This is a genomic window from Deltaproteobacteria bacterium (assembly GCA_026712905.1).
Classification (GTDB): domain Bacteria; phylum Desulfobacterota; class Binatia; order UBA9968; family JAJDTQ01; genus JAJDTQ01.
Genome location: JAPOPM010000139.1, coordinates 1 through 3723, shown reverse-complemented (window position 1 = coordinate 3723; position 3723 = coordinate 1). Strand labels below are relative to the sequence as shown.

The window sequence follows — 3723 nt, the reverse complement described above, 5'->3', positions numbered from 1 at the left end:
GTTGCCGCTCGCCATGCAAGACTCGCTTCCGGCTGGCTGGCTACGCCTTTGCCGGGCGGGTGTCGAACCCGCTGGATCGCTACGAAAGGTTTCAGCTCATGGCATCCTCCTTTCCAGGACTTCGCCTGGCGCAATATTCGTTCGGCCAGCGCTTCGTCGTTTGCCATTTTCGTGTCCTCGGTGGCAGGACTGCCGCCCGGAGCAGTGGCCCTGCTACGGCATGACCATGCCGCCGTTGACGTGCAGGGTAGCACCGGTTACGTAGTCGCTCTCGTCGCTGGCGAGGAAGAAGACGCCGTCGGCGATCTCCTCGGGCATGGCCGCGCGCCCCATGGGCAGAGTGCCGGACAGCGCGGCCCACTCGTCCGCGTCGTACTTGCCGCGGACGCGCTGGGTGCCGGTGAGGCCGGGGGCGATGGTGTTCACGCGAATGCCGTGGGGTGCCAGTTCCGTGGCCAGGGACTTGGAAAAAGCGATGATGGCGGCCTTGGAGGCGGCGTAGTGGGTGCGCTCCGCGCCACCGGTGACGCCGAAGTTGGAGGCTGTATTGACGATGGTCCCCTGCCCCGCCCGCTTCATGGGCGCGATCACCGCTTGAGAGCACAGGAAGGTGGTCTTGAGGTTCAGGTCGAGGCACTCCTTCCACTGCGCGGGGCTGACATCGTGGACGGCACCCTTGTGGAAGGTGCCACCGGCGAGGTTCACGAGGACATCGATGCGACCGCAGGCGGAGAGGATTTTCTCGAACGCCGCCGTCACCTCCGCCTTTCGGGTCAGGTCCGCCTCGAAGAACCGCCCCTCTACCGGTTTGTCTTCGAGGAGAGCCAACGTCGCCGCTCCGGTGTCGGCGTCCCGGTCCAGGATCACCGGATGGTAGCCCTCTTCACTGAAGCGCAGCACCGTGGCTCGGCCGATACCGCTGGCACCGCCGGTCACGACAACCACCTTGGATTCCATCATGTCCTCATCCCTATTCTCAAGTCCCGCTGTTCCCGACCCTACTGCATGATCGCGCCGCCGTTGACCACCAAGGTCTGCCCGGTGACGAACCGGCCCCGGTCGCTGGCGAGGAAGACCGCCGCCTTGGCCATGTCGCGCGGCTGCCCGATGCGGCCGAGGGGAATCCTGGCGGCGCTGGCGTAGAGCTCCTCTTCCGTGCGGTGGCCGCGGGGCTGCGCGGTGTCGGACACTCCGGGGCAGATGCAGTTGACGGCGATGCCGGCGGGCGCCAGCTCCAGGGCGAGGCTCTTGGTGAAGCCGATGATGCCGCCCTTGGAGGCCGCGTAATGCGCGCCGTTGTCCGCCCCCTGGAGTCCCCGGCCGGAGGTGATGCTGATGATGCGCCCGCTCCGCTGTTCCAGCATGTGCGGCGTCACGGCGCGGCTGCACAGGAACGTCCCGAACAGGTTGGTGCCGATGACCCGCTCCCACTCGTCCTCGGCCATGTCCGCCACCGTGCTGGTGGGGTAGATGCCGGCGTTGTTCACCAGGATGTCGACCCTGCCGAAACGGTTCAGGCAGGCCTCCACCATGGCGTCGACGGAAGCGTCGTGGGACACGTCGGTGGCGTGGGCGAGAGCGATTCCCCCGCCCTCCTCGATCCGGCGTTGCACCGCGGCGGCGGTGTCTTCCCGCAATTCCGCCACCAAGACGCTCGCGCCCTCTTCCGCCATGGCCACGGCGATGGCCTCGCCGATCCCCTGCCCGCCTCCGGTGACAATGGCCGTCCGGCCTTCGAGTCTGCGCATGGGAATGCTATTTAGAACCTTCCACCCGCGTTGGCAACGGTTTCCGGGAAATGCTCCGCATCAATCGCTCCTGGATTCCCGACCTCGATCGGGGTCCGGGGCGGGAATGACGGAGGAAGGAGTCTCGTCCGAGGAGAGCCCGACAACATGAACACTCAGGTCCCACTCGACATCCGCAACGTCTCCTACTCGGCCGGGCAGCGCACGATTCTCGACTCCATCGAGTGGACCGTGCACCAGGGCGAGCATTGGGTGATCCTGGGACCCAACGGCTCGGGCAAGACCACGCTGCTGAAGATGGCGTGCGGGTACCTGTGGCCGAACCAAGGGGGCACCGTTTACCGGAACGGCAGCCGGCGGGGGGATCTTCGCGAGCTGCGCAAGGGCATCGGCTGGGTCACGGTCTCCCTGGCCTCCCAGATCCCGGCACGGGAACGCGCGCTGCGGACGGTGGTGTCGGGCAAGTTCGCGCAGATCGGCCTGCTGGAGATGTCGACGGTGCGTCCCGTGGAGGAGGACTTCGCGCGTGCCGAGGGCCTCATGGAGCGCATGGGGTGCCTGAGGCTGAGGGACCAGGCGTTCGGTACGCTGTCCCAGGGAGAGCAGCAGAAGGTGCTCATCAGCCGGGCGTTGATGGCTCGCCCCTACCTCATGTTCCTGGACGAGCCGTGCGCGGGCCTGGACCCGGGAGCGCGGGAAAGCCTGCTGGCGGCGCTCCAGGAGCTGGGGCGCACCACCGACGCCACCGCGCTGGTTTACGTCACGCATCACATCGAGGAGATCCTGCCCGCCTTCGAGAACACGCTGGTGCTCAAGGGCGGCCGCGTGTTCCGGTCGGGCGAGACGGAAAAGGTCATCACCGAGACGCTGCTGCGGGAGCTCTACGAGACACCGCTGGCATTGAGGCGAAGCAACGGACGCTATTGGTCCATGGGGGCCTGAGAGGAGGCGAACTTGAAGGTTGTCACGTGGAATCTGAACTCGATCCGCGCCCGGGAGGAGCGTTTGTTGAGCTGGCTGTCACGGCAGGGCCCGGACGTGGTCTGTCTGCAGGAGACCAAGGTCACGGACGAGCAGTTCCCCCACGACGCCGTGAAGGAGCTGGGCTACCACGCCGCGGTACACGGCCAGAAGACCTACAACGGCGTGGCGATCCTGTCGCGTGAACCCCTCGACGACATCCGGATCGGGTTCGGTGACGGCGTGGACGATCCGCAGGCGCGCTGTATCTGCGGGATGATCCAGGGTGCCCGGTTCATCTCCGTCTACGTTCCCAACGGCGACAAACCCGAATCGGACAAATACGTATACAAGCAGGAATGGCTGGAGCGCCTGTTCGCCTACCTCGACAAGACTCACGCGCCGGACACCCCGCTGCTGATCTCCGGCGACTTCAACATCGCGCCGGACGTGGCCGACGTGGCCGAGCCGGACGTGTGGCGCGGCAGCGTGCTGTTCAATGCCGACATGACCGGCGTGATCACGCGGCTGCTGGACTGGGGCCTCGAAGACGTGGTCCGGAAGCACAATCCGCAGCCGGGGCTCTATTCATGGTGGGACTACCGCCAGCTCGGGTTCCCGCGCAACAAGGGGCTGCGCATCGATCACATCCTGGCCACGCCGGAACTGGCGTCGCGGACGACGTCAGCCGGCGTCGACCGGGACGAGCGGAAGGGCTCGAAGCCCTCGGATCACGCGCCGGTGATGGCGGAGCTGGACTGGCCGTAGGGTTGGGGTCGGCACGGCTCGGGGCCCCGGGCTTTCCCGGACCCCCGCGCCGCGATTGCCGGACTACTTCTGGCGCGGAACCGCCGCCCAGGCCTCGATCTCGATCAGCATGTCCTGCAGATCGATGCCGACGCCGCGCAGCAGGGTGGCGGGACGGGGATGCGCCCGCAGATCGGGCTCGTGCTCCTCGAAGAACGCGTACATCGCGTCGCGCATGTCGAACACGTCCTCACGGCGCGTGAGGAAG

General features: G+C 66.8%; 5 protein-coding genes. 2 read left to right on the top strand and 3 right to left on the bottom strand.

Annotation, left to right across the window (positions count from 1 at the left end):
- Window positions 1–213 precede the first annotated feature (213 nt).
- Window positions 214–960: an SDR family NAD(P)-dependent oxidoreductase gene (locus OXF11_10700; protein MCY4487567.1), complete on the bottom strand. Its 747-nt coding sequence runs from the start codon at window positions 958–960 to the stop codon at window positions 214–216.
- 38 nt (window positions 961–998) lie between these two features.
- Complete coding sequence (locus OXF11_10695; protein MCY4487566.1) at window positions 999–1748, bottom strand: 3-oxoacyl-ACP reductase FabG; 750 nt, start codon at window positions 1746–1748, stop codon at window positions 999–1001.
- A gap of 147 nt (window positions 1749–1895) precedes the next feature.
- Here OXF11_10695 and OXF11_10690 point away from each other — a divergent pair, with 147 nt between their 5' ends.
- A complete protein-coding gene (locus OXF11_10690; protein ID MCY4487565.1) occupies window positions 1896–2690 on the top strand; it encodes an ATP-binding cassette domain-containing protein in 795 nt (264 codons plus the stop codon).
- Window positions 2691–2702: 12 nt separating this feature from the next.
- Window positions 2703–3476, top strand: coding sequence for an exodeoxyribonuclease III (gene xth, locus OXF11_10685; protein ID MCY4487564.1), 774 nt, complete (start codon window positions 2703–2705; stop codon window positions 3474–3476).
- 63 nt (window positions 3477–3539) lie between these two features.
- On the opposite strand, the gene OXF11_10680 is transcribed toward xth, so the two are convergent.
- A partial coding sequence (locus OXF11_10680) for a RidA family protein (GenBank protein ID MCY4487563.1) occupies window positions 3540–3723 on the bottom strand: 184 nt, incomplete at its 5' end.